Genomic DNA, 25,744 nt, shown 5'->3' on the forward strand with positions numbered 1-25,744 from the left:
GTTAACAGGATTACCATGACATAAGGGGCTTGTATAGCACCTAATTTATCCGTAAGTGCTTCGCCTGACTGCCATAATTAATGATCTTCTCGCCGCGCGCTTTTTTCTGTTACCTTGAACTGTTAACAAATAATTAATAATTCAGGGGCAGGGTATGACGCGTAAAGACGGGCTGCTGGCGTTGCTGGTGGTCGTAGTATGGGGGCTCAATTTTGTGGTCATCAAGCTGGGGTTGCACAACATGCCGCCGCTGATGCTGGCCGGTTTACGTTTTTTGCTGGTCGCGTTCCCGGCGCTCTTTTTCGTCGCCCGTCCGAAGATCCCGTTAAAGCTGCTGCTGGGCTATGGCCTGACCATCAGCTTTGGCCAGTTCGCGTTTCTCTTCTGCGCCATCAAGTTCGGGATGCCGGCCGGTCTGGCCTCGCTGGTGCTGCAGGCGCAGGCGTTCTTTACCATCATTCTCGGCGCCTTCGTGTTTGGCGAACGTTTACAGGGAAAACAGCTGGCGGGCATTACGCTGGCGGTATTTGGCGTGCTGGTGCTTATTGAAGCCAGCCTGAACGGCCAGGATGTGGCGCTGCTCGGCTTTATGCTGACGCTGGCGGCGGGGCTGAGCTGGGCCTGCGGGAATATCTTCAACAAGCTGATTATGCAGCACGAGGCGCGCCCGGCGGTGATGTCCCTGGTTGTCTGGAGCGCGCTGATCCCGATAATCCCGTTTCTGGCGGCGTCGTTTATTCTGGATGGTCCGGATGTAATGCTGAACAGTCTGGTCGAAATCGATCTGACCACAATCCTGTCTCTTGTCTATCTGGCCTTTGTCGCCACCATTGTGGGCTACGGGATTTGGGGATCGCTGCTGGGGCGTTATGAAACCTGGCGCGTGGCGCCGTTATCCCTGCTGGTGCCGGTGGTGGGGCTTGCCAGTGCGGCACTCTTGCTGGATGAAACGCTGAGCGCGCTGCAGCTGTTTGGCGCCGTGCTGATCATGGCCGGGCTGTACATTAACGTGTTTGGTCTGCGGGTTCGTCGGGCGACGCGGGTAAGCGAAAAGGCATAAAAAAAGCCCCGCGTCTGCGGGGCAAAAACGTATCAGAGGCGGTGCTGATTATAATAAGGCACGCCTAATTCGTCGGATTTGTCGCTACCAGCACCCATATGGTTAAAATCATAAGGCGACTGGTCATGTGCTGACGGCAAAATCATCGTATCAGGATTATTTTGCTGCGTTGCACGAGGGGTTTGCTCCGCGAAGGTCTGGCTGGAGAACAGCACCAGCAAGGCGAGGGCGGCGGAGGCGGTAACTTTCATGATTTCCTCGGTTACGTCTTTACAGGCGATGATTAACTACAGTGTTTTAACGGATACAGGTATCGGGATTCGCCCGGCACGCTGGTGATTCGGTACTTATGAGGCGGCACGTCAAAATAGTTCTTGAACGTACGCGTCAGGGTTTGTTGCGATTCAAATCCGTAACGCTCCGCCAGATAAAGGATCGGCTCATTGCTTTCTTTCAGTTTCTGGGCAATTTCCGTCAGCTTGCGGCTGCGAATGTATTGGCCTAATGAATGACCGGTCTCTTTTTTGAACATCCGTTGCAGGTGCCATTTGGAGTAACCTGAACGCTCTGACACTTTTTCAAGGGAGAGCGGCGATTCCAGGTTATCTTCGATCCAGTCCAAAATGCTATGAATGGTGATAGCGTCAGTATTGCGTCTGGACATCGTCATACCTCTTTTTCTGTTTACGGCAGTATTTTTTTGAGCAGAAGCTCAAGGGTTGCCACTTCATCTGCCGTTAAGTTTTTTGTTAGTTCCTGATGCAGTGTTTGTCCTACTAATTGATGACATTGCTCGCACATGGCCGCGCCATCGCTGGTCAGCTTCACCAGTACGCCGCGTTTGTCATTCGGGTTAGGGCTTCGTTCTATCCATCCTTTGCAGACGAGACGATCCAGCATGCGGGTTAACGCACCCAGATCGACAGAGAGCACCTTTTTCAGCTCAACCGGTGTGATACACACTTCGCAGCGAATGGAACACAGCACTTTGAACTGTGTTGCGGTGATATCCAGCGGTGACAGATAGTCGTTGAGCAGGCGATCTTTTTTCTGATTTACCATATGAATAAGACGACCCAGCGGAACAACGTCGTTAAAGATATCACTGGTGCTTTTCACAATGGTTGCCCTGGCAAGTAGTTAGTCACGGCAGATATTATTGCTCAGGCAAGTATAAGTCAACTGAATGAGTCAGCCGATGCCACGAATTGCTAAAACGTTTCATGAACTTTTTTTGAGGTCTTTCAAATCATATAGATAACTGTCAGTTATCTTTCCAGGACGGAAATAATCGTTGCGTTGCACCCATGGCTCAATGTCACACTTTCACCCTATAATTGCTGTGTTAAATATGGATAAGGACAACAACGCACTATGTTGGATTTAATAAAAGCAATCAGCCTTGGGCTGGTGGTCTTGCTGCCGTTGGCTAACCCGTTAACGACGGTGGCGCTGTTCCTCGGTCTGGCAGGGAATATGAACAGCGCCGAGCGCAACCATCAGTCGATGATGGCCTCGGTGTATGTGTTTGCCATCATGATGGTGGCTTACTATGCCGGACAGGTGGTGATGAACACCTTCGGGATTTCCATCCCCGGCCTGCGTATCGCCGGGGGGCTGATTGTGGCCTTTATCGGTTTCCGCATGCTGTTCCCGGCGCAAAAAGCGCATGAGTCGCCGGAAGCGACCAGTAAATCGGAAGAGCTGGAAACCGAGCCGAGTGCGAATATCGCCTTTGTGCCGATTGCCATGCCGAGCACGGCGGGGCCGGGTACCATCGCGATGATCATCAGCTCCGCATCAACGGTGCGTGACAGCGCAACCTTCCCGGACTGGGTGCTGACGGTTGCACCACCGCTGATTTTTGCGATTATCGGGGTTATCGTGTGGGCGTCGCTGCGCAGTTCTGGGGCCATTATGCGCTGGGTAGGCAAGGGCGGTATCGAGGCGATTTCCCGTCTGATGGGCTTCCTGCTGGTCTGTATGGGCGTGCAGTTTATTATTAACGGCGTGCTGGAAATTATTAAGACCTATCATTGATGTGATTGCCGGGTAAGGCGAAGCCGCCACCCGGCAAGAAGGCTTACCCGTGCTGACCCTGTTCCTCCAGCGCCACCGGCCATTTACGGAAGATGAGCACTGACCAGACCAGCGCCACCAGGGCCGGAATGGCGCCCAGATAGCCAATCGCCGACATCGATACGTGCAGTATTACCTGATTTCCCACCAGCGCGCCCGCGCCAATCCCCAGATTGAAAATCCCTGAGAACAGCGACATGGCGACGTCCGTTGCATCCGGCGCCAGGGCCAGGACCTTCACCTGCATGCCCAGACCAATAATCATGATCGCCACGCCCCAGAACAGGCTGAGGATCGCCAGATGGCTTTCACTGCCTGCGGCAGGCATCAGCAGCAGCAGGCAGGCCAGCAGCAGACCGATAGCGCAGCTCACCAGCGTTGACGCATGCCGGTTACCCAGCTTACCGAACAGCACGCTGCCAATAATGCCCGCTCCGCCGAGGATCAACAGCAGGACGGTGGCAAAGTTGGCGCTAAAGCCCGCCACCACCTGCACAAAGGGTTCAATGTAGCTGTACGCCGTGTAATGGGCCGTCACCACAATGACGGTAAGCAGGTAGATACCCAGCAGCGCCGGGCGACGCATCAGCAGCGGCAGGCTTTTCAGCGAGCCGGAATGCTCGCTCGGCAGCGCGGGGAGCAGCTTAATCAGGCATACCAGCGTAACCAGCGCGCCCATACCAATGGCGAAGAACGTCGTACGCCAGCCGAAGTATTGCCCTACGATGCGGCCAATCGGCAGACCCAGCACCATCGCGAGTGCGGTACCGGTGGCAATCAGGCTCAGCGCCTGGGCGCGCTTACCCGCCGGAGCGAGTCGAATAGCCAGCGACGCGGTGATCGACCAGAACACCGCATGGGCAAAGGCAATGCCGATGCGGCTAATGACCAGCACCGTAAAATTCCACGCCATAAACGACAGAACATGGCTGGCGATGAACAGCACAAACAGGCCGATCAGCAGCCTGCGCCGCTCCATCTGGCTGGTCAGCAGCATAAACGGCAAGGACATCAGCGCCACAACCCAGGCGTAGATGGTCAACATAATGCCCACCTGCGCCGTTTCCATCTGGAAACTTTCAGCGATGTCAGACAACAGCCCAACCGGAACAAATTCTGTGGTGTTAAAAATAAACGCGGCGATGGCCAGCGTGACCACGCGTAGCCACGCAACCCTGCGGGAAACTGTGTTCGTTGTCATAGGGATGTCGGAGATTCGTTGCTGAAAAGAAGAGGAGACGATCTTAAAACGTCGAACGGCGAAAACTCAACCATTATGTGACGCAGATCTCAATATTTACCTTATGAAAGCGGTAGCCGGGAACGCCGTTTTCATTGAATATAAAAGAACAACACAATAAAAACAGGCGGTAAGACAATGCAGGAGATTGATTTTTATCTGGTAGATGCGTTCAGCGACACCTCGTTTGGCGGCAATCCGGCCGCCGTTTGCCCGCTCAAGGAATGGTTACCCGATGAGACCTTGCTGAAAATGGCGCAGCAGCATAATCAGTCGGAAACGGCTTTTTTCGTCTGCAGTAAAGGGGGCATTGAGCTACGCTGGTTTACCACGCTCACCGAAGTCAATCTCTGCGGCCACGCTACGCTTGCGGCCGCGCACGTGCTGTTTACCGAGCTGGATTACCCGGATTCGCGGATCCACTTTGAAACCGCCTCTGGCCGCCTCACCGTCAGCCGGGAGGGGGAGTGGATGACGCTGGACTTCCCGGCATGTCCAACCCATGAAGAGACACCCCCGCCGGAGATGCTCTCGGCGCTGGGTATTAACCGCTACGTTGAAGCCCGTAAAGGGCGCGCATGGCTGATCGTTCTGGAAAATCGCCAGCAGGTTGAAGCGCTTGCGCCACGCTTCTCGGCGATGACGCCGGGCGAGCATAAGGTGAGCGTTACGGCGCGCGGTGAGGGGAAATATGATTTTGTCAGCCGCTTTTTCTCACCGGGCGTTTCCGTCCCGGAAGACCCGGTCACCGGCTCCGCGCACACCATGTTGATCCCATACTGGAGCGAAAAGCTGGGCAAAACCACGATGTTTGCCCGTCAGGTTTCAGCGCGCGGCGGCGATGTGCGCTGTGAGCTGAAAGGTTCGCGCGTGCTGATGAGCGGGCAGGCCACGCTTTATCTGAAAGGCACAGTTTTTCTGCGCTAAAAACCCATAACAAGAGAGGAAGAGACAATGCAGGAAATTGATTTTTATCTGGTGGATGCCTTCAGCGATAAAACCTTTGGCGGCAACGCCGCAGCGGTATGTCCTCTGGAAGAGTGGCTGCCGGACGAAACGCTGCTCAAAATGGCGCAACAGCATAACCAGTCTGAGACCGCCTTTTTCGTGCGCACCGACGGCGGGTTTGAGCTGCGCTGGTTCACCACGCTGGATGAAATTAACCTGTGCGGTCACGCTACGCTTGCCGCATCGCACGTCATTTTCGAATACCTTGATTATCCGCATACCGAAATCACCTTCACCACGCGCTTCGTGGGCGAGCTGACCGTCAAGCGCAGCGGCGACTGGCTGACGCTGAACTTCCCCGCGTGGACGACGGAAGTCGTCGAAAACCCACCTGAGCTGCTGTTTAGCGCGCTGGGCATCACGGAGGCGAAAGAGGTGCGCGTCGGACGCGATTACATGGTGGTGCTGGAGAGCCAGCAGCAGGTGGAAGCGTTAACGCCGGATATTGGGGCCATGCTTCCGCTGGATAAAATGGTCTGCGTGACGGCGCCGGGAGAAGAATATGACTTCGTCAGCCGCTTCTTCTGCCCTGGCGAAGGGGTGCCGGAAGATCCCGTCACCGGATCCGCCCACAGCATGCTGATCCCTTACTGGAGCGAAAAGCTGGGCAAAACGTCACTCAATGCCCGCCAGGTGTCATACCGTGGCGGGGATCTGCGCTGCGAGTTGAAGGGCGACCGCGTGCTGATTGGCGGCCAGGCTACGCTGTACCTGAAAGGGCGAATCTTCCTGCGCTAGCTGAGTGACGCGCTATAAGTTAATACTATGAACCACCCCGGCAGGCCTGAGCTATGTTGATATAAAAACAGCAAGGAGCCTGCCATGTATTCCATTACCTCTGAATCTGCACGTCATCCGGACATTCTCAACCTGATCGCGGCGCTTGACCGCTATCAGAGCGAACTCTATCCCGCCGAAAGCAACCATCTGCTCGACCTGTCTGCGCTGCCGGAAGCCTCGCTGATCCTGATGGTCATTCGTGACCAGCAGCTGCACGCCGTAGGCTGCGGAGCCATCGTGCTCAACGGCGACGGAACGGGGGAGATGAAGCGGGTCTATATCGATCCGGCCCATCGCGGGCAGCATCTCGGCGAGACGCTGCTGGCCGCCCTGGAAGATGAGGCCCTGAGCCGCCATTGCCACACGGTAAGGCTGGAGACGGGCATCAAACAGCGCGCTGCGGTTCGCCTGTACGAGCAGTGCGGGTACGATTTGCGTCCGGCGTTTGCCCCGTACGCTGACGATCCGCTCAGCCTGTTTATGGAGAAGGCGCTGGTTGAAGACGTTCGTTTAGCAGCGCTATAAAAGCTACCAGCTGGCGGGTCATCGCTCCGCGCCGCCACACCAGCCAGGTTGTAAGCCAGCGCCAGTTTTCCGCCAGCGGCCAGGCTTCAACCTGATGATGTCCCGGCATACTCTCCAGCATCGAGCGCGGCATCAGCGCGATGCCCGCGCCCGCAATGACGCAGGCGAGCATGCCGTGATAGGACTCCATCTCATGAATGCGGCCGGGGGTGGCTCTGTCCGCATGAAACCAGCTTTCCAGATGTCGACGGTACGAGCAGTTCGCGCGAAAAGCGTAAACGTCGCTGCCGCTAACCTGCGTGGCGCGGGCGACCTCGGCGTGCCCGGCAGGCGTGACCAGCATCATCTCTTCCTGGTAGACCGGCATCCCCTCCAGCTCCGGGTGCGACAGCGGCCCGTCGACAAACGCGGCGCTGAGGGTTCCCTCCAGCACGCCATCAATCATCGTCCCGGAAGGCCCGGTAGATAGGGCAAACTGGATGCGCGGATAGCGCTGATTAAACTGCGCCAGCGTTTCGGGAATGCGCACCGCGGCGGTGCTTTCCAGCGCGCCGAGGGCAAATAGCCCCTGCGGCTCATCACCCGCGACGACCATGCGCGCTTCATCCACCAGGGCGAGGATCTGCCTGCTGTAGCGCAGAAAGTTATGCCCGGCGGGGGATAAGCGCAAACGCTGGTTCTCACGAATAAACAGCTCGACGCCAAGATCGGCTTCCAGCTGGCGGATGCGGGTCGTCAGGTTAGACGGCACGCGATGCACCTTCTGCGCCGCCTGGGTGATGCTGCCCGTCAGCGCGACGGCGTTAAACATTTCAAGCTGGGTTAGGTCCATAGCATTCTCGTTTCGTGAATAAGGTGGTTAGTATTATTCATTTTTAAGAAATAGCAGAGTGAGCCACAATGAATCAACCGAAATGCGTGGAGAACATCATGAAATATCCATCTGCTACACATGCCCTGTCCGTTAACCCGGCAACGGGGGAAACTCTTGCTGCTTATCCCTGGGCGACGCCGGAAGAGGTTGACCGCGCGATTGCTCAGTCTGACGCGGGGTATCGCCAGTGGCGACGCGAAAGCGTGTCCCACCGGGCGCAGAAGCTGCGGGATCTCGGCGCCGCGCTGCGAAACCGCGCGGAAGAGATGGCGCAGACGATCTCCCGTGAAATGGGGAAACCCATCCTGCAGGCGCGGGCGGAAGTGGCAAAATCCGCGGCTCTGTGCGACTGGTATGCCGGGCACGGCCCGGCGATGCTGCGTGCGGAGCCTACGCTGGTGGAAAACCACAACGCGGTTATTGAATACCGTCCTCTGGGGCCGATTCTCGCGGTGATGCCCTGGAACTTCCCGCTCTGGCAGGTGCTGCGCGGCGCGGTGCCCATTCTGCTGGCAGGTAACAGCTATCTGCTTAAGCATGCGCCAAACGTGCTCGGCTCTGCGGAGCTTATTGGGCAGATCTTTGCGGATGCCGGTTTCCCTGAAGGCGTATTCGGCTGGGTGAACGCCACCAATGACGGCGTAAGCCAGGCGATTAACGATCGCCGTATTGCGGCGGTGACCGTCACCGGCAGCGTGCGTGCCGGTGCGGCCATAGGCGCGCAGGCAGGGGCCGCGCTGAAAAAATGCGTTCTTGAGCTGGGCGGCTCCGACCCGTTTATCGTCCTTAACGATGCCGACCTGGATCTAGCCGTGAAGGCGGCGGTGGCGGGTCGCTATCAGAATACCGGACAGGTGTGCGCGGCGGCCAAACGTTTTATCGTGGAGGAGGGTATCGCAGAGACCTTTACCCGCCGCTTCGTCGACGCCGTCGCCGCGTTAAAGATGGGCGCGCCGGAAGAAGAAGAGAACTACCTGGGCCCGATGGCGCGTTTTGACCTGCGCGATGAGTTGCATCAGCAGGTGCAGGCCACCCTGGCCGAAGGGGCAACGCTGCTGCTGGGCGGAGAGAAAATCAGCGGAGAGGGCAATTACTACGCGCCAACCGTGCTGGCCAACGTCACCCCGTCGATGACGGCGTTTCGCCAGGAACTGTTTGGTCCGGTCGCGGCCGTGACTGTCGCAAAAGACGCGGAGCACGCTCTGGCGCTTGCCAACGACAGCGACTTTGGCCTGTCCGCCACCGTCTTTACCGCTGACGCGGCGCTTGCGGATAAATTCTCCCGCGAACTGGAGTGCGGCGGGGTGTTTATCAACGGCTTTAGCGCCAGCGACGCGCGCGTGGCCTTCGGCGGCGTGAAGAAAAGCGGCTTTGGCCGCGAGCTTTCCCACTTTGGTTTGCACGAGTTCTGCAACGTGCAGACGGTGTGGAAGGATCGCGTGTAATTTATTGCCCGCCTGTGATTACGGCCCTCATCACGAGGGCCGTTGTCATTTATCTGCAATGGTTCTGTCATTTTCATTTCGTAGACTCGAACGCGTATAACGCATTGTTAATGAAGATAATTATGAACCTAACGCAAATTTTTCGCCGTATTGCGCAGCGTCTCACCCCTCGTCACTTTGGCCTGTTGACGGGTATCTTTTGCATTATTGGCCTTTTTTCCGCGCTGCAGCTCTCCTCCTCATTCCTGCTTAACGCCTCCCTGAACGACGCCCAGCGCAACGAGCAGCAAAACCTGCTGGCCTGGCAGCAGCAGAGCAAGCTGGATCTGGCCCGCGTTTCCCTGCTGGCGGCAAGCGACCTGCTTAACCGCTCCGGCGTCTGGTTTATGCAGGATAAAGAGACCGGCTCCGACGGGAGCTGGCACAGCCTGATGGACGATGCGCAAAAGGCGCTGGCGGTTTCTCAGCAGGCGTGGAAGGCCTGGCTGGCGCTGAATCCGCCGAAAGACGATGCCCTGGTGAACAGCTATCAGCTTTTCTACGGCGCGATCAACGAGCAGGCTGAAGGTTTGATTAAGACCAACACCATCGACGCTTTTTTTGCCGTACCGGCCCAGGCGTTTCAGTCTGATTTTAACGACAACTATGCGCGCTATCAGCAGGCAAGCGAGAAGCAGGCCATGCAGGGGCGTCAGAGCCTAATGGCGCAGCTCTCCGGCCTGCAAACGTTGTTCCTGTTTGCGCCGGTGCTGCTGCTCGCCATCGCGGTTGTCGTCTGGTTCGGCATGTCCAGATGGGTGATTACGCCGCTGCGTCGGTTGATTGCGCATATTAACCGGCTGGCGGCAGGGGATCTCTCCGGCACGCCGCCGACCGTCATGCGCTTTAACCGGGAGATAGGTCAGCTTAGCGACAGTATTGCGACGATGCAGCACGGTCTGCAGCAGCTGGTGACGCAGGTCAGCCATGCCACCGCAACGATGGTGGAGAACATTGACTCCCTTGCGCAGGGTAACCAGAAGCTGTATCAGCAGTCAGCGCGCCAGGCGAAAGAGCTTGAGGATGTGACGGCGCATATTGCGGCGCTGGAAAGCCATGTGGAAGGGAATACCGGCTATGCCAGGCTCGCCAGCTCGCGGGCCGATGAGGCGCGTCAGGCGGCCGTGGGCGGCGACCGGATGATGTCGACCGTGAATGCGTCCATGCAGGCGATCGTCGACAGATCTTCTGAGATGCGCGGGATCGTGGCGATGATCGACAGCGTGGCGTTTCAGACCAACATCCTGGCGCTGAATGCCGCCATCGAGGCGGCCCATGCCGGAAACCAGGGGCGCGGCTTTGCCGTCGTCGCCCGGGAAGTCGGGCTTTTGGCCAGAAAAAGCAGCCACTCGACGCAGACCATTCAGGAGCTTATTAACCGCTCGCTGCAGGGCATTGAAGACGGTTCCCGCGCCGTTACCCTGATGGAAGAGAATCTGCAGCAGGTCACCGGTCTGGTGGGCAATTTGAGCAGTTTGCTTAATGAGATCTCAACCGCCACGCTCAGCCAGGGAGACAGTATTCACCAGATGACGCGCCAGCTTCAGGCGCTGAATCAGGTCTCCCGTCAGACGGACCTGCTGGTCTCAGACGCCTCGGATGCCTCTGAGCGGCTGCAAAAGCAATCCGATCTTTTATTGCAGGCCGTTTCGCGTTTTCGTCTTAGCGCCTGACGCAATACATAAGCCTCTGTTATACTCGCAGCCCGTTTTAGCCTGAGGGCAAGGAGCAAAGTGTGGCTGCGGTCATCCATAATGAGATGTTGGACGAGATTCTGGCGCAGGTTCGTCCGTTAATTGGAAAGGGGAAGGTTGCCGACTATATTCCGGCCCTTGCCTCGGTGAGCGGGAATAAGCTGGGGATTGCTATCTGTACCATCGACGGACAGCGATACCAGGCAGGCGATGCGGCTGAGCGTTTTTCCATTCAGTCCATTTCGAAAGTGCTGAGTCTGGTTGCGGCGATGCGCCAGTATGAAGAAGAAGAGATCTGGCAGCGTGTCGGTAAAGATCCTTCCGGCCAGCCTTTTAACTCGCTGCTTCAGCTCGAGATTGAGCAGGGTAAACCGCGAAATCCCTTTATCAATGCCGGGGCGCTGGTGGTCTGCGATATGCTGCAAAGTCGCCTCAGCGCACCGCGCCAGCGAATGCTGGAGATTGTTCGCCAGCTCTCGGGCGTTGACGATATTGCCTATGATGCGGTGGTGGCACGCTCGGAGTTTGAACACTCCGCCCGTAACGCGGCTATCGCGTGGCTGATGAAATCCTTCGGTAATTTCCACAACGACGTGGCGACCGTGCTGCAAAACTACTTCCATTACTGCGCCCTGAAAATGAGCTGCGTTGAGCTGGCTCAGACGTTCCTGTTCCTTGCGCACCAGGGGCACGCGCCGCATCTCGATCAGGAGGTGGTTTCTCCGCTTCAGGCCCGGCAGGTTAACGCGCTGATGGCCACCAGCGGGATGTATCAAAACGCCGGCGAGTTTGCCTGGCGCGTTGGGCTTCCGGCTAAATCGGGCGTCGGCGGCGGGGTCGTGGCGATTGTGCCGCATGAAATGGCGATAGCCGTCTGGAGCCCGGAACTGGATGAAACGGGAAATTCCCTTGCCGGCGTGGCGGTTCTGGAGAAACTTACCCAGCGCCTGGGACGTTCCGTATACTGATGTCCGATCTGGATCCTCTCTTTTCCCGCCTGGCGCGATCGACATTTCGCTCGCGCTTTCGCCTGGGCGATAAGGAACGACAGTACTGCTGGGACAAAGGCCCCGAAACCATTGATCGGCACGCCGCGGATTTTGTCGAAAAGCGCCTTGTGCCCGCGCACCCCGCAAACGACGGTAAGCAGACGCCCATGCGCGGTCACCAGGTGTTTATCGCCCAGCATGCCACCGCCACCTGTTGCCGGGGCTGTCTGGCAAAATGGCATAACATTCCACAGGGCGTAACGCTCACGGCGCAGCAACAAAATTACATCGTCAGCGTCATCCACCACTGGCTGGTGCTGCAGATGAACGCCTAAATTTGACGAGTTATGCTCCCGTGGTATTTGTGTTATAGATGCATCCCAAGTTAGTCCCGATCATGCTGACGACCGCAATAATTGCCATAAGCTTTCATATGGAATGATATTTAATGCGTTCTGCTCTTACCGCTTTCAGGCCGTTCCAGGTTGATACGCCGCTGCGAAATGCAGCGACGATCTTCATCCTCACCACTTTATTCTATTTTGTGGGCGCGGAATTACGGCTCGTTGAGGCCCTGTCGCTGTTCTGGCCGCTAAATGGCGTCATGGCAGGGATTTTCGCCCGCTATGTTTACCTGAATCGCCTGCATTACTACGCGGTATGTAATGTCGCGATGCTGTTGTACGACGCGGTAACGACCAACTGGGGTATGGCCTCAGTGGTGATTAACCTGTCTAACATGATCTTTATCGTCGTCGTCGCCGTGCTGGTTCAGCGCGACAAGCGGCTGATGAAGAAAACCCCCGATCCGCTTAACGCGCTACGCCTGTTTAACTACTGTCTGATTGCCGCGCTGCTTTGCGCCTTGCTCGGCGCGGTAGGGTCGGTCGGGATTGACAGTCATACTTTCTGGCCGCTATTTGCCGACTGGTTTAGCGAGCAGTTCTCAACCGGCGTGCTTGTTGTGCCCTGTATGCTCACGTTGCGTATGCCCGGGCGTGAACTCAGGCTCCGTCTGGAGCAGCTGCTGCCGGTAATTGCGCTGATCGTCTCGGTGATCGCGTCGGTGGTGATTGGCGGAGCGGGGAGCCTCTCGTTTCCTCTGCCTGCGCTTATCTGGTGTGCGGTTCGTTACTCGCTGCCCGCCACCTGTCTGCTGACGTTTATCACGGGGGCCACTGAAATCATTCTGGTCGCCAACTCGATTATTAATATCGCCGTGGCGACGCCGTTTACGACGCCAATGATGTTTTCAGCCCGGCTGGGGATCGCCACGATGGCGATCTGCCCCGTGATGGTATCCGTCAGCATGGCGGCGATTAATTCCCTGATCCGCCAGGTTTCACTGAGGGCGGATTATGACTTTTTAACGCACGTCTACTCGCGTTCCGGGCTTTATGAGGCGTTAAAGCATGAAGAGACGTACCGGCACACGCGTTTTCTGACCGTCATGCTGCTGGATATTGATTATTTCAAGAGCATTAATGATAACTACGGCCACGAGTGCGGAGACCGCGTGCTGGCGTCGTTTGCCCGACAGGTGCAGCAGGTCGTCGGCGAAGACGGCATGGTGGCGCGCATGGGCGGGGAAGAGTTCGCCGTGGTGGTCAATTCAGGCGACGCGCAGCACGGTTTTGAACTGGCTGAACGTATCCGATCCACCGTTGCCGGCCATCCTTTTACATGGCGTCACCAGACGCTCTATCTGACGGTCAGCATTGGCCTCGGCAGCGGAAAGGCTGAGTCCTGGCAGCTGACCGAGGTCTTCAACAAGCTCATGGCCGAAGCGGACGATCATCTCTATCGTTCCAAAAAAGCGGGTCGAAACCGTACCAGCGCCCGGGTGGCGGACGAGCAGATTGCCGCGCCCTCCGGGAGTGAAACATAGCTGCGTTAATCGTCATAAGGCATTGACGTGAATAGTAAGCGGCTTAACAGGATGTCAGAACACTGACAATGTCTCTGTTTAAGCTACGCTTTTAGTAACGCTTTACGTCAGGAGACATTATGAAAGCACCTGCAACCCCTGAAAATGAAACAGACAGACTCAACTCGCTACGAGAATCAGGTCTGCTTGAGATCGACAGTTCCCCGGCGTTTGACCGCTTAACGCGTCTGGCAAAACGCTTCTTCCAGGTGCCGCTGGCGATGGTCAATCTCATTGATGAGCATTCGCTGATCGTTAAGTCGGCCGACGGTCAGGCGCCCGGCAGCGTTCCGCGCAATATCTCATTTTGCGGGCATACGATCCTCACCGAAGCGCCGCTGGTGGTGGGGGATATGCTTCAGGACGATCGCTTTGCGGATAACCCGCTGGTGGCCGGTGAGCCTCGCGTGCGTTTTTACGCGGGTTTCCCGCTGCGCCTGCGCGACGGCGCAAGCGTTGGCTCGCTGTGCCTGATTGATTACGCTCCCCGCGAGTTTTCTGCCGCCGACCTCGCCGTGCTGGGTGACCTTGGCGCGCTGGCGGAAGATGAATTTGCTGCCATCAGCGCGGCGACCACGGATGAATTAACCGGGTTATTCAACCGTCGGGGCTTTAATCAGCTCGTGCGGTTCACGCTTTCCGTTGCCCGGCGTCGCGCTGAGCCGCTCACGCTCGGCTGGCTGGATTTGGATCGCTTTAAGGAAATTAACGATCGCTTCGGGCATGAAGAGGGGGATAAGGCGCTGAAAGCGATGGCGCAGCTAATGCGCGCCTCTTTCCGCGAAGCGGATCTGCTGGTGCGTTTTGGCGGGGACGAGTTCGCCGTGCTGTTCGCCGATACGGATGAGCAGGGCGCCTGGATTGCCATGCAGTATCTTGCCGAGCAGGTAGAAAATTATAACGCCCGCAAGCTACATCCCTGGTCGCTCCATTTCTCGTGGGGGCTCAGTGAATTCGATCATAACGGCAACGACCTGCAGCAGTGGTTAAAAGAGGCCGATGAAAAGATGTATGCCATGAAACAGCAGCGACAGCGCTCCCGGTAACATAACAAAAGCGTATGTCCGATCCGTTTGCGTTAAGAAGATGTTAAATGCACAGTGACGGTATTCAACGTAAGGAAAAACAATGAATACCTCACTGCAAATCAAAAACCTCACCCGAGACGACATTCTCACCCATCTTGATGCGCTGGCCGGGATCCTCGAAAACTGTGTGAACGGCGGGGCATCCGTCAGCTTTATGCTTCCCTTTAGTCTGGATAAGGCTCGTTCGTTCTGGCGCGGAATCGCTGAAAGCGTAGGGCGCAACGAGCGTCTGGTGCTGGCCTGTGTCGACCCGCAGGACGGCGTCATCGGTACGGTGCAACTGATCGTCGACCAGCCGGAAAACCAGCCGCATCGCGCCGATGTGGCGAAGCTGCTGGTTCACGAGAAAGCGCGCCGGAAAGGTGCCGCGATGGCCTTGATGGAAGCGCTTGAAGCGGAGGCCCGGGCCAGAGATATTTCGGTTCTGGTGCTTGATACCTCCACCGGCAGCGGCGCCGAGACGTTCTACCAGCGTGCCGGCTGGCAAAAGGTGGGGGAGATCCCGCGCTATGCCCTGATGCCGGACGGCGCCATGACGGCCACGTCCGTGTTCTATAAGTTCTTATGATTATTTTGTACAACTACGCCGTGGATTGATCAAAACAGGGTTTCTGGTCGTTAAGTTTTGATAAGTTATCGTACCAATCTTATCAGGCTGTATGACTAATCATAAAGGAACCCTCTTGTGAACACGCTCAACCGTCGTGATTTTCCCGGAGCTCAATACCCGGAACGCATTATTCAGTTTGGCGAAGGCAACTTCCTGCGTGCGTTTGTCGACTGGCAAATTGACCTGCTAAATGAACATACCGATCTTAACGCCGGTGTGGTTATCGTCCGTCCTATTCAGAGCGACTTCCCGCCGTCGCTGAACACTCAGGATGGTCTCTATACCACTATCATTCGCGGCCTGAACGGGCAGGGTAAAGCGGTGAGTGAGAGCCGTCTTATCCGCTCGGTTAACCGGGAGATCGACGTCTACGGCCAGTATGATGCGTTCCTGAAACTGGCGCACAATCCGGACATGCGCTTTGTTTTCTCGAACACCACCGAAGCGGGTATTAGCTACCACGCGGGTGACCGATTCGCCGATGCCCCTGCGGTGAGCTACCCGGCGAAGCTGACGCGACTGCTGTTTGAGCGCTTTAGCCACTTCAACGGTGCAGCGGATAAAGGCTGGATCATCATTCCGTGCGAGCTGATTGACTACAACGGTGACGCGCTGCGTGAACTCGTCCTGCGCTATGCCCGGGAGTGGGCGCTGCCTGCCGCCTTTATCCAGTGGCTTAACGAGGCAAACAGCTTCTGCTCGACGCTGGTTGACCGTATCGTGACCGGTTATCCGCGCGACGAGGCGGCCACGCAGGAGGCTGAGCTGGGTTATCACGATGGTTTCCTGGATACGGCTGAACATTTCTATCTGTTCGTTATCCAGGGGCCGGCATCCCTTGCTCAGGAACTTCGTCTGGATAAATACCCGTTGAATGTGCTGATTGTCGACGACATCAGGCCGTACAAAGAGCGCAAAGTCGCTATCCTGAACGGCGCGCATACGGCGCTGGTGCCGGTGGCATTCCAGGCTGGGTTAGAGACGGTAGGCGAGGCGATGAATGATGCCGAGATCTGCGCGTTTGTCGAAAAAGCGATTTATCAGGAGATCATTCCGGTCCTCGATCTGCCGCGTGACGAGCTGGAATCTTTTGCCAGCGCGGTAACAGGGCGTTTTCGCAACCCTTACATCAGACACCAGCTGCTTTCCATCGCGCTTAACGGTATGACCAAATACCGCACCCGCATCCTGCCGCAGCTGCTGGCAGGGCAGAACGCAAGCGGACAATTGCCTGCACGTCTGACGTTCGCGCTGGCTGCACTGATAGCGTTTTATCGCGGGGAGCGTAACGGGGAGAACTATCCGGTGCAGGATGATGCATTCTGGCTGGAACGTTATCAGCTGCTGTGGGCACAGCATCGCGACCAGCAGTTGAGCACCCGTGAGCTGGTGCAGTCCGTACTGAGCGTGAGCGAGCACTGGGAACAGGATCTCACGCAGGTCACCGGGCTTGTCGACCAGGTGACCCTGGATCTTGACGCCATTCTCCTGAAGGGAATGCGCGCAGCGGTGACCCCCCTTTGCTAATGACGTTACCCGGCTTCGGCCGGGTTTAATTACATCTTATTTTAGTTACAACATACTATATGCTCTTTTTTTAAAAGCGCATGCAGCACCGTGCGGTTATCGCTAAGCAGGTCATAAAATTCAATGTCCCGTTAACATGCTTGCAACCGTGAGGGAGATCACGTTTAATAGCCACGCTCTTTTCCTTCCTGAAACTCACTATGATTGTTCGTCCTAAACAGCACTGGCTACAACTGATTTTTGTCTGGCACGGCTCGGTACTTCCCAAAATTTACACCCGACTGCTGCTGAACTTCCTGCTTTCAATCGCCGTTATCCTGATGCTGCCGTGGTATACCTCGCTGGGCATCAAATTTACCGTGGCGACATTTAGCATTCTCGGCGTGGCGATCGCTATCTTTCTCGGTTTCAGAAACAACGCCTGTTATTCGCGCTACGTTGAGGCTCGCCTGCTTTGGGGGCAGTTGATGATAGCGGCACGCTCGCTGTTTCGCGAGGTGAAAAACACCTTGCCTGACGATAAGCACCTGGGGGAATTTGTCCGCCTGCAGATAGCTTTTGCCAACTGCCTGCGCATGACCCTCCGCCGGGACCTGAACGCCGAACAGCTCTCTCGCTATCTTGCTCCGGACGATTTGCGTCACGTGATGAGCGCCAACTCGCCGGCGAACCGTATTTTACTGATCATGGGGGAGTGGCTGGCCGTGCGGCGGCGTAACGGGCAGCTTTCAGACATCCTGTTCCACAGCCTGAACAACCGTCTTAACGATATGTCCATCGTCCTCTCCGGCTGCGAGCGCATTGCGACTACGCCGGTGCCGTTTGCCTATACGCTGATTTTGCACCGAACGGTGTATCTGTTCTGCATCATGCTGCCGTTCGCGCTGGTTGTAGATCTGCACTACATGACGCCGTTTGTCTCGGCGCTGATCTCCTACACCTTTATCTCGCTGGACACCCTGGCAGAAGAGCTGGAAGACCCGTTCGGCACAGAAGATAACGATCTGCCGCTGGACGCCATCTGCAACATGATGGAACGCGATCTGCTGCAGATGAACGATGAAGAGAACATTCCTGAAAGGCTGATGCCGGATAAGTATTATCAGCTGACCTGACGGGCGTTCCACTCGTCGCGGGTGATCTCCCACAGTTCGGAATCCAGCATGCCGCTGACGTAGGCTTTCTTTTCCGTCCTGATAAGCCGCATGCCGCTACTGTCTGAAATACGCCGGGAGCGGCTGTTGGCGGTGGCTTTCGGGGCGCGTAATACGGGTTTGTTTAGCGTATTGAACCAGTAATCCGTCGCGGCAATGCTGGCCTCGCGCATGTATCCCTGGCCCTGAAACTCCGGGGCCAACCAGAATCCACGGTTGTTATCTTCGACGTCATACAAACAGATAATACCCATCAACTCATCCGGCACCTCGCGACGACGGATGCTCCAGAACCAGGCGATCCCTTTTGCCATATCCGGCAGCGCCACGTTGTTGACATAGTTTTCCGCGCCGTTATCCGGGTAGGGCCAGGGCACGGAAGAGACCATATAGCGGACGATCTCCCAGCGCGGATAACGCTTTTGTATCTGGGCAGCATCTTCGGCAACCAGCGGTTTTAGCAATAAGCGTTCTGTCGTGAGCGTCGGTATCGTCATCCGCGGATCTCCATATTTAAGCGTTATTCTTTTGTTTGTGTTCTGGTATTTTCACTTCTATCACATTCTATTTAGTTGCGTTGAAACTTATTTACTACCAAAATTTTGCTCTGCATAGCGCTCGATTACCGTCAGATTAGTTGGGTTAACTTACCCATCCACATAAGGAGTAATGTATGGTTTTGCCTGGAATGAATCCTGAGAAAAATCTACCGGGATATGATTATGCGCGCATAGCAGGCTTTGGAGCTGCAGATTTCGATTTCAAAGCACTGGGTTCCGCAATGGACTGTAATCGCGAATTCGCTCAGGCCGGGATCATTTATTCTGATGGTGCTCAACGCTATCTGGTTCGCTCTGGTCAGCGTCATCCCAATGGTCAAAGTGGTATCGTAACTCACGTAATTGTAACTAAAGCGAACTCACAACCATCCGCCTCTAGCGTAGGTAAATCCTTGACTGATGCTGTGGCATCTACATCTATGGGAACTGAACTTGCATCGACGGTACTATCATGTGGGGCGATGATCATCACTGGAGGTGTGATGCTTGCCGGCACGGCGGCAACCCCCCTTACTGCAGGAGGAAGTGGTGTTTTGGTAGCGATTGGCTACGCAGGAACCCTTGCGACCGGGTTGCAATGCGTTAACGGCCTTTATCGTATCTATGATTTGGTTGAAAACGGTGGCGGTAATGTTGCCTGGCTCGATACGCAAGAATGGTACGTCGCCACCTCAACTTCACTGGATGTAATTTCGTTAGCAAGTGCAGGAGGGGCGCTAAAAGAAGCAGTTACCACCTGGCGTGCAATGAAATCTATATCTTCCTTGAAAGCCACTGAGTGGTTAAAAAGTTATCCTCGTCAGGATCGCGCTCGTTTGACCGAATTGATAATTCGCGCGCAAAACCCCGGTATAAGCAACAAGGAAATTAAGGCACTTATACGCGCTGGTCTTTATCCGAAACGATTTCCAACCGGGCCTGTTCAGGTAGAGCTCACTCGACAACTTGGGCAAGTGGTTACAAGTGCCGCAGCATTGGCCGGGAGTGCTGTGAGTGGCGTTATTGCAGCGCCCAGTAATTTACCACGGACCGGTAAATACATTATCGGTACCATTCAGTCACTGGCGGTATTCTGATGAAGTTTTTGAGTTTTTTAACCGGACGGGTTTTCCAGGATCTCCTGCAGCATGGCAAAGAGATAGAGGAGGCTATTGCTCATCGTGATACCCGTCTCTTGAATCATTCCACGCCAGAGCTGGAACGGTATTTTTCGCGTCCACTCAGCGAGCTTCCGCGTCAAAATCCTTATCCGGTAGCGGTGCTGTTACCTCTTTTTTTAGTGGCGCTTGCGTTAAACCTTCTGCCTTTTCTCAGCGCGTTGCAGGGGTTGTCACCTTTACATCATGCATTGAGCTTTTTCGTACCATCATTGACGATGACAGGCGCGCTCATTGTGATAAGCGTACTCCTGGCTCGAGGTAAGACGTCGGGATTGTTGGGGTTTAGGGCGTTGTTCATCATTCTGCTGATAACGACCCTCGTTCAGGTTTTACATATCCTGCTTTCGCATGACGGAGGCCTTTGGCCGCTGGTCATCGCATCCTTCGCACTGTTATTTTGTCGGGTGGTGATGAACAGCAGCGGCTTTGTGCTGTTTACGCTCTATTGTCGTACTCAGCGTCTTGCCAGACTGGCACGGGAAATGCGACTAAAAAGCCGTTAAAGAGGGGTTATGACTTTACGAAAAGCTAAGCCACAGGAAGCCGAAATACTCTGGAATATTCGCAATCAGGCGATTCGTCACGGCTGTAAAACCAGCTACGACGCTGACGTCATTGCGCGCTGGACGCCGGATCTCATGCCCGAACGCTATCGGCAGATGGTCTTTGAATACCCTTTTTACGTGGTGGAAGATGAAACGGGCGGCGTTGCGGCGACCGGGTATCTGGATCTGGATACCCACTGTCTGGAGGCGATATTCACCTTGCCCGCGGCATTCGGTAAAGGCATGGCGACCCGAATTATCGAGGCGCTCAAAAATGAAGCCCGTAGCCGGGGCATAACCCGTCTGAGGCTGGATGCAACCCCTAACGCCCAGTCGTTTTATCAGAAGCTGGGGTTTGTCACGCTGCGCGAAAACTATCATCACTCGCGTATGGCCGGGGCTGATTTACGCTGTTTTGAAATGGCGATCGACTTGTAATGTGAGGAACACATGGCTGCCACGGTAAGACCACTACGTGAAGACGATTATTCCCAATGGCGACCGCTGTGGGATGGCTATACCCATTTTTATGACTGTTACCTCGAGGAATCCGTCACCGCATCGACATGGGAAAGGGCGCTCTCAGCGCATTCCACGATGTTCTGCCGCGTGGTAGAGAAGGATGAAAAGGTCATCGGTTTCGCGATGTGCATTCTGCACGAAGGAACCTGGTCAACGGCACCCGTTTGCTACCTGGAAGATCTGTTTGTTGATGCCGACGAACGCGGAGCGGGAGCCGGTAAGGCGCTTATTGATGCTCTGATTGAGGAAGGCAAGCGCGAAGGGTGGTCAAAGCTGTATTGGGTCACCCGGGAGAACAACCCGGCGCGCAAACTTTATGACAAATACGGTCAAGCTGACGATTACGTCCGCTATCGGCTCTCGCTTTAAGGCGACAAGGCCTGGGTTTGTATCACACTGTATCTGCGTCGCTGGTACATACACAGGCTTGCAATAAACCCGCTTTCGCACATATCCGCTATACATTGCCGTGTTGTTATATCCCCGTGAACTGTACTCAACCGGAGATACCAACATGTTTAGCAAACTCGCGTACTCAACTCTCGCACTGACCGTTTCTCTTGGCACCGTGATGTCCTGTCAGGCTGAAGTCACCGGCACAAATTTCGCGGCAGCCTTTGATCATCCGCAGCAAATTAACGCCGGCGATCTGAATGTCGGTTATGTCGACATCGGCCCGAAAAACGGCCAGCCGGTTATTTTACTGCACGGCTGGCCGTACGATATTCACAGCTACGCCGACGTCGCGCCCGCGCTGGCGGCAAAAGGCTATCGGGTGATTGTGCCTTCTCTGCGCGGCTACGGCACCACGCGCTTCCTGTCAGCCAAAACGCCGCGCAACGGCCAGCCTTCAGCCATGGCGAAAGATATTGTGAACCTGATGGATGCCCTGAATATTAAGCAGGCGGTATTTGCAGGATATGACTGGGGTGCCCGTACGGCGGATATCGTTGCGGCGCTATGGCCAGAGCGCGTTAAGTCACTGGTGTCGGTGAGCGGGTATCTCATCAGCAGCCAGCAGATTGGCAAACAGCCGCTGCCGCCAAAAGCGGAGCAGCAGTGGTGGTATCAGTTCTATTTCGCCACCGCGCGCGGTGCTGAAGGCTATGCCAAAAACACGCATGACTTCGCCCGTTTGATCTGGTCTCAGGCCTCGCCTGACTGGAAATTTAGCGATGCTGTCTTCAACGCCAGCGCCAAATCTCTCGATAACCCGGATCACGTCGCGGTGACGCTCAGCAACTATCGCTGGCGTTTAGGGCTGGAAAAAGGCGAGCGCAAATACGACAGCTACGAGCAAAAACTCGCTACGCTGCCGAATATCACCGTTCCAACGATCACCATCGAAGGCGGGAACAACGGTGCGCCGCATCCGGCTCCGCAGGCCTACGCGGGTAAATTTACCGGTAAATATGAGCACCGCACCTTCGGGGCAAACGTGGGGCACAATCCGCCTCAGGAAGATCCGCAGGATTTCGTCAAGGCCGTCGTTGACGCGGACAAGCTCTGAAATGTGCTATTTTCAGTACGTTACCCTTCGGTCTGGAGATTTCGGTGGAGCATATTGATCATATCCTTGTCGTCGATGACGACAGGGATATTCGTGAACTGATTGTCGATTATCTCGTTAAGTCTGGCTATCGCGCGACGGGCGCGGCCAACGGCAAAGAGATGCGCGTCGTGCTGGATAAACAGCATATCGACCTGGTTGTGCTGGATGTCATGATGCCCGGCGACGACGGGCTTACGTTATGTCGAGAGTTACGCGTCGGGAAATACAAAGATCTGCCCATTCTGATGCTGACGGCGCGCAACGAGGAGACGGACAGGATCCTGGGTCTGGAGATGGGCGCGGATGACTACGTGGTGAAGCCGTTTGTCGCCCGGGAACTGCTGGCGCGTATCAAAGCGATTTTACGGCGTTTTCGCACGATGCCGCCCAATTTGCAGGTGACAGAAGCCGGGCGGCTGGTGATGTTCGGTGAATGGCAGCTCGATACCGTTGCCCGTCACTTAATCGATCCGGAAGGGGTGATCGTCGCGCTCAGCGGGGCGGAGTATCGCCTGCTGCGCGTTTTCCTTGACCATCCTCAGCGGGTGCTGACCCGCGATCAGCTGCTCAACCTGACGCAGGGGCGAGACGCCGAGCTGTTTGAACGTTCTATCGATCTGCTGGTTAGCCGGGTCCGCCAGCGCCTGAATGAAGATGCCCGCACGCCCGCCTATATCAAGACCGTGCGCAGCGAGGGCTACGTTTTTACTATGCCGGTCACCATCAAAGAGGCTAACGAATGACGCTCTGGCCACGCTCGCTGCTGGCCCGCCTGCTGCTCGTCGTGCTGTCCGGCCTGCTGCTGGCCAACGCCCTGAGCCTGACGCTGGTCATGATTGAACGAATGCACAGCGCCAGAACGGTGATGCTCGGTAATCTGGAAAACGACGTCGCAACCAGCGTCGCCATTTTAGACCGCTTACCGGCCAGCGAGCGCGCGGCCTGGCTTCCGCGCCTCGAACGGGGCAACTACCGCTATATTCTGGGACCGGGGGAGCCCGGCAACGCGCCGGCGGATAAGCGTTCGCAGGACGCCATCCGAACCTTAAAAGCGACGCTTGCGACACAGTACCCGCTCAGCTTCACCGCCGTTCCCGGTACCGTTTCACACATCCAGGCGCATCTGACGTTACGCGACGGCGCGCCGCTGACCATTGACCTGATCCCACGCATGCCGCCGGTCGCCAGTTGGCTGCCCGTAGTGCTGATCCTGCAGCTGCTGTTGCTGGCTGCGTGCGGCTGGATTGCCGTACGGCAGGTGGTGCGGCCTTTTTCACAATTTACCCGCGCGGTGGATTCGCTGGATCCGGCGGCCAGCACGCCAATGACGGAGAAAGGGCCGCTGGAGGTGCAGCGTGCAGCGCATGCCTTCAACGCGATGCAGGCGCGCATTCAGTCTTATCTCCGGGAGCGCGCGCAGATCCTGGCGTCCATTTCTCACGATCTTCAGACGCCGATTACCCGCATGAAGCTGCGCGTCGAGATGGCAGGGGAACCTGAGCTTCGCGACAAGCTCCTGAACGATCTCGATAGCATGACGCGTCTTGTGCGCGAAGGTATTGCGTATGCCCGGTCATCAGAATCCCTGGAAGAGACCCCGCTGAAGCTGGAGCTGAACGCCTGGGTCAACAGCATCGCCTGCGATTACCAGGACATCGGTAAAAACGTGCAGCTTCAGGCAAACGATACCCGCTTACCGATCGTTACGCGTCCGCAGGCGCTTCGTCGGGTGATGACCAACCTGCTGGATAACGCTCTTAAGTTCGGTGAGTATGCCGTTATTGCCATTGATAATTCGTCTTCCGAAGAGGTGGTGATTCATATCACTGACGGCGGACCGGGAATACCCGATGACGAGCTTGAGGCAGTATTACAGCCGTTTTACCGGGTGGAAACATCGCGCAACCGCGATACCGGCGGAACAGGACTCGGACTGGCGATTGCCGCGCAGCTCACCGCTCAGCTGGAAGGAAAGCTCAACCTGACGAACCGGGCCGGAGGCGGACTGGATGTCTCCATTACGCTACCGCGCCGTTAATTGTACGGCTTTGTATCTCCCGGTCCGGGTGATACAGAGCCAGACAAAACCTGCGTTTTTACACATATCCTGAACACATCCGCACGATGAAATAGCCTCACTGCAGCGTCGCAGGACTTGTATTGTGAGGTGTCTATGTTTCTGGTAATCGCTTTTCTGGGCGGGATGATAAGCCTGCTCAGTCCATGTACGCTCCCGGTTATTCCACTCCTTTTCGCCGGTTTTCAGGGACAGCGACGACATATTCTGGCCCTGCTGGCGGGGATGATCGTGATGTTCACCCTGGTGGCGATGGCCGTCACCGTCGCCAGCGAGTGGATAGCAGAGGCGACCATCGTCGGGCGCTGGATCGCTCTAGTTATTCTGGCCGCGGCCGCGCTGGCCTTAATTTTTCCGTCATTCGCCCAGCGTATTGCGGGTCCGGCCGTCAGCGCGGGAAATGTCCTGAACACCCGAAGCGGGCAAACGCGCGGTCTGGCATCGGCTTTTCTGGCCGGGCTTGCGGTGGGGCTGCTCTGGTCTCCCTGCGCCGGTCCCATACTGGGCGCCATTTTCAGCATTAATATCGCGGGCCATTCGGCCATTACGACGGGCGCGCTGCTGGCGGCCTACGGCAGCGGATGCGCGCTAATGCTGAGCCTGCTCGTTTCAGGAGGCCGCACGCTGATGGCGCCGTTAAGAGCAAAATCGGCGCTGATGGAAAAGCTGCGGCAGGGGGCGGGCGTGGCGATGCTGGCGGCTGTCGTATTCAACGCGACGGGAATGACTTCACTTCTGACAGGAGCAAACGGCGTTGCGGACCGTCTGGAGGCAACACTCCTGACGCTGGCGAAACCCACAGCCGCGCCGGTGAAGCTCCAGCCGGTCGTGATGACAGAGCCCAGCAGCCAGCTGCCTTCATTAAGCGGGGGTACAGGTTGGATTAACGGTGACCCCGTCACGTCTGAATCCCTGCGAGGGAAGGTGGTGTTAATTGATTTCTGGACGTGGGATTGCATTAACTGCCAGCATACGCTCCCGCACGTGCGGGACTGGGCCACGAAGTATCAGTCGCAGGGGCTGGTCGTGATTGGGGTTCACACGCCGGAATATCCCTGGGAAAAACCGCTCGCCTCGGTGAAAAACGCGGTAAATAAATGGCAGCTGCCGTACCGGGTGGTGACGGATAATAACTATCAAATCTGGAACGCTTTCGGGAACCAGTACTGGCCAGCGCATTACTATTTCGATGCCAAAGGCCAGCTACGCTATACCGCCTTTGGCGAAGGAGATTATGCGCAGCAGGAAAAGGTCATTCAGCAGCTGCTGAAAGAGGCCCGGTCATAACC

General features: G+C 56.3%; 28 protein-coding genes. 22 read left to right on the forward strand and 6 right to left on the reverse strand.

Annotated elements, in window-relative coordinates:
- The first annotated feature begins 154 nt into the window (after positions 1-154).
- Complete coding sequence (gene eamA / locus ACWKXN_RS05260; protein WP_033145532.1) at positions 155-1,060, forward strand: O-acetylserine/cysteine exporter; 906 nt, start codon at positions 155-157, stop codon at positions 1,058-1,060.
- A gap of 32 nt (positions 1,061-1,092) precedes the next feature.
- Here eamA and marB read toward each other — a convergent pair whose 3' ends face one another.
- The 3 genes from marB to marR are packed head-to-tail and all read right to left on the reverse strand — an operon-like array spanning position 1,093 to position 2,179.
- Positions 1,093-1,311 carry a multiple antibiotic resistance protein MarB gene (marB, locus tag ACWKXN_RS05265; RefSeq protein ID WP_319876059.1) on the reverse strand — a complete coding sequence of 73 codons (219 nt, stop codon included), beginning with the start codon at positions 1,309-1,311 and terminating at the stop codon, positions 1,093-1,095.
- Between the two features lie 32 nt (positions 1,312-1,343).
- Complete coding sequence (gene marA / locus ACWKXN_RS05270; protein WP_008502237.1) at positions 1,344-1,724, reverse strand: MDR efflux pump AcrAB transcriptional activator MarA; 381 nt, start codon at positions 1,722-1,724, stop codon at positions 1,344-1,346.
- A gap of 20 nt (positions 1,725-1,744) precedes the next feature.
- Positions 1,745-2,179, reverse strand: coding sequence for a multiple antibiotic resistance transcriptional regulator MarR (gene marR / locus ACWKXN_RS05275; protein ID WP_008502236.1), 435 nt, complete (start codon positions 2,177-2,179; stop codon positions 1,745-1,747).
- 255 nt (positions 2,180-2,434) lie between these two features.
- Between marR and ACWKXN_RS05280 the strand changes: the two genes are divergently transcribed.
- Positions 2,435-3,100, forward strand: coding sequence for a MarC family NAAT transporter (locus ACWKXN_RS05280; RefSeq protein WP_023335699.1), 666 nt, complete (start codon positions 2,435-2,437; stop codon positions 3,098-3,100).
- Positions 3,101-3,143: 43 nt separating this feature from the next.
- On the opposite strand, the gene ACWKXN_RS05285 is transcribed toward ACWKXN_RS05280, so the two are convergent.
- Complete coding sequence (locus ACWKXN_RS05285; protein ID WP_033145533.1) at positions 3,144-4,340, reverse strand: sugar transporter; 1,197 nt, start codon at positions 4,338-4,340, stop codon at positions 3,144-3,146.
- Between the two features lie 177 nt (positions 4,341-4,517).
- Here ACWKXN_RS05285 and ACWKXN_RS05290 point away from each other — a divergent pair, with 177 nt between their 5' ends.
- The 3 genes from ACWKXN_RS05290 to ACWKXN_RS05300 all read left to right on the forward strand — a co-directional run bounded on the left by ACWKXN_RS05290 (position 4,518) and on the right by ACWKXN_RS05300 (position 6,692).
- Positions 4,518-5,306 carry a PhzF family phenazine biosynthesis protein gene (locus tag ACWKXN_RS05290; protein ID WP_454543418.1) on the forward strand — a complete coding sequence of 263 codons (789 nt, stop codon included), beginning with the start codon at positions 4,518-4,520 and terminating at the stop codon, positions 5,304-5,306.
- A 27-nt stretch (positions 5,307-5,333) separates the two neighbouring features.
- Positions 5,334-6,125 (forward strand): PhzF family phenazine biosynthesis protein, encoded by a 792-nt coding sequence (locus ACWKXN_RS05295; RefSeq protein ID WP_221702350.1) that lies wholly within the window; start codon positions 5,334-5,336, stop codon positions 6,123-6,125.
- A gap of 84 nt (positions 6,126-6,209) precedes the next feature.
- Positions 6,210-6,692, forward strand: a complete 483-nt coding sequence (locus ACWKXN_RS05300) for a GNAT family N-acetyltransferase (protein WP_029741250.1) — start codon at positions 6,210-6,212, stop codon at positions 6,690-6,692.
- On the opposite strand, the gene ptrR is transcribed toward ACWKXN_RS05300, so the two are convergent.
- Positions 6,646-7,524 (reverse strand): putrescine utilization regulator PtrR, encoded by an 879-nt coding sequence (gene ptrR / locus ACWKXN_RS05305; protein WP_454543419.1) that lies wholly within the window; start codon positions 7,522-7,524, stop codon positions 6,646-6,648. The genes ACWKXN_RS05300 and ptrR overlap by 47 nt on opposite strands.
- A gap of 98 nt (positions 7,525-7,622) precedes the next feature.
- Between ptrR and sad the strand changes: the two genes are divergently transcribed.
- The 9 genes from sad (at position 7,623) to ACWKXN_RS05350 (ending at position 18,000) form a co-directional block, all read left to right on the forward strand.
- Positions 7,623-9,011, forward strand: coding sequence for a succinate-semialdehyde dehydrogenase (gene sad / locus ACWKXN_RS05310; RefSeq protein WP_454543420.1), 1,389 nt, complete (start codon positions 7,623-7,625; stop codon positions 9,009-9,011).
- A gap of 122 nt (positions 9,012-9,133) precedes the next feature.
- Positions 9,134-10,723 (forward strand): methyl-accepting chemotaxis protein, encoded by a 1,590-nt coding sequence (locus ACWKXN_RS05315; protein ID WP_182932000.1) that lies wholly within the window; start codon positions 9,134-9,136, stop codon positions 10,721-10,723.
- Positions 10,724-10,785: 62 nt separating this feature from the next.
- Complete coding sequence (glsB, locus tag ACWKXN_RS05320; RefSeq protein ID WP_033145540.1) at positions 10,786-11,712, forward strand: glutaminase B; 927 nt, start codon at positions 10,786-10,788, stop codon at positions 11,710-11,712.
- The gene (locus ACWKXN_RS05325; RefSeq protein WP_454543421.1) at positions 11,712-12,068 is read left to right on the forward strand and encodes a DUF4186 domain-containing protein; all 357 of its coding nucleotides are present in this window, start codon (positions 11,712-11,714) and stop codon (positions 12,066-12,068) included. Before glsB ends, ACWKXN_RS05325 begins: the two co-directional genes overlap by 1 nt.
- Positions 12,069-12,181: 113 nt before the next feature.
- Positions 12,182-13,621, forward strand: a complete 1,440-nt coding sequence (locus tag ACWKXN_RS05330; RefSeq protein WP_454543422.1) for a sensor domain-containing diguanylate cyclase — start codon at positions 12,182-12,184, stop codon at positions 13,619-13,621.
- A 119-nt stretch (positions 13,622-13,740) separates the two neighbouring features.
- A complete protein-coding gene (locus ACWKXN_RS05335) occupies positions 13,741-14,706 on the forward strand; it encodes a sensor domain-containing diguanylate cyclase (RefSeq protein WP_039262472.1) in 966 nt (321 codons plus the stop codon).
- 82 nt (positions 14,707-14,788) lie between these two features.
- Positions 14,789-15,316 (forward strand): GNAT family N-acetyltransferase, encoded by a 528-nt coding sequence (locus ACWKXN_RS05340; protein ID WP_033145544.1) that lies wholly within the window; start codon positions 14,789-14,791, stop codon positions 15,314-15,316.
- A gap of 117 nt (positions 15,317-15,433) precedes the next feature.
- Positions 15,434-16,885, forward strand: a complete 1,452-nt coding sequence (locus ACWKXN_RS05345; protein WP_454543423.1) for a tagaturonate reductase — start codon at positions 15,434-15,436, stop codon at positions 16,883-16,885.
- 200 nt (positions 16,886-17,085) lie between these two features.
- Entirely contained in the window at positions 17,086-18,000 is a 915-nt protein-coding gene (locus ACWKXN_RS05350; RefSeq protein WP_454543424.1) for a bestrophin family protein, read from the forward strand.
- Here ACWKXN_RS05350 and ACWKXN_RS05355 read toward each other — a convergent pair.
- The gene (locus ACWKXN_RS05355) at positions 17,988-18,536 is read right to left on the reverse strand and encodes a GNAT family N-acetyltransferase (protein ID WP_033145547.1); all 549 of its coding nucleotides are present in this window, start codon (positions 18,534-18,536) and stop codon (positions 17,988-17,990) included. The two genes, ACWKXN_RS05350 and ACWKXN_RS05355, sit on opposite strands and share 13 nt — an antisense overlap.
- Positions 18,537-18,712: 176 nt before the next feature.
- Between ACWKXN_RS05355 and ACWKXN_RS05360 the strand changes: the two genes are divergently transcribed.
- The 8 genes from ACWKXN_RS05360 to ACWKXN_RS05395 all read left to right on the forward strand — a co-directional run bounded on the left by ACWKXN_RS05360 (position 18,713) and on the right by ACWKXN_RS05395 (position 25,742).
- Positions 18,713-19,675, forward strand: a complete 963-nt coding sequence (locus tag ACWKXN_RS05360) for a hypothetical protein (protein WP_182072308.1) — start codon at positions 18,713-18,715, stop codon at positions 19,673-19,675.
- Positions 19,675-20,262: a hypothetical protein gene (locus ACWKXN_RS05365; RefSeq protein WP_454543425.1), complete on the forward strand. Its 588-nt coding sequence runs from the start codon at positions 19,675-19,677 to the stop codon at positions 20,260-20,262. Before ACWKXN_RS05360 ends, ACWKXN_RS05365 begins: the two co-directional genes overlap by 1 nt.
- Before the next feature lie 9 nt (positions 20,263-20,271).
- Positions 20,272-20,742, forward strand: a complete 471-nt coding sequence (locus ACWKXN_RS05370) for an N-acetyltransferase family protein (RefSeq protein WP_454543426.1) — start codon at positions 20,272-20,274, stop codon at positions 20,740-20,742.
- 12 nt (positions 20,743-20,754) lie between these two features.
- Positions 20,755-21,195 carry an N-acetyltransferase family protein gene (locus ACWKXN_RS05375; protein WP_454543427.1) on the forward strand — a complete coding sequence of 147 codons (441 nt, stop codon included), beginning with the start codon at positions 20,755-20,757 and terminating at the stop codon, positions 21,193-21,195.
- Positions 21,196-21,340: 145 nt separating this feature from the next.
- On the forward strand, positions 21,341-22,336 hold the full coding sequence (locus ACWKXN_RS05380) for an alpha/beta fold hydrolase (protein WP_219939641.1): 996 nt from the start codon (positions 21,341-21,343) through the stop codon (positions 22,334-22,336).
- A 44-nt stretch (positions 22,337-22,380) separates the two neighbouring features.
- On the forward strand, positions 22,381-23,121 hold the full coding sequence (locus ACWKXN_RS05385; protein WP_033145553.1) for a response regulator: 741 nt from the start codon (positions 22,381-22,383) through the stop codon (positions 23,119-23,121).
- The gene (locus ACWKXN_RS05390; protein ID WP_454543428.1) at positions 23,118-24,416 is read left to right on the forward strand and encodes an ATP-binding protein; all 1,299 of its coding nucleotides are present in this window, start codon (positions 23,118-23,120) and stop codon (positions 24,414-24,416) included. Before ACWKXN_RS05385 ends, ACWKXN_RS05390 begins: the two co-directional genes overlap by 4 nt.
- A gap of 135 nt (positions 24,417-24,551) precedes the next feature.
- A complete protein-coding gene (locus ACWKXN_RS05395) occupies positions 24,552-25,742 on the forward strand; it encodes a cytochrome c biogenesis protein/redoxin (RefSeq protein ID WP_454543429.1) in 1,191 nt (396 codons plus the stop codon).
- The last annotated feature ends 2 nt before the right edge of the window (positions 25,743-25,744 follow it).

This window comes from Enterobacter sp. UPMP2060 (genome assembly GCF_053709655.1).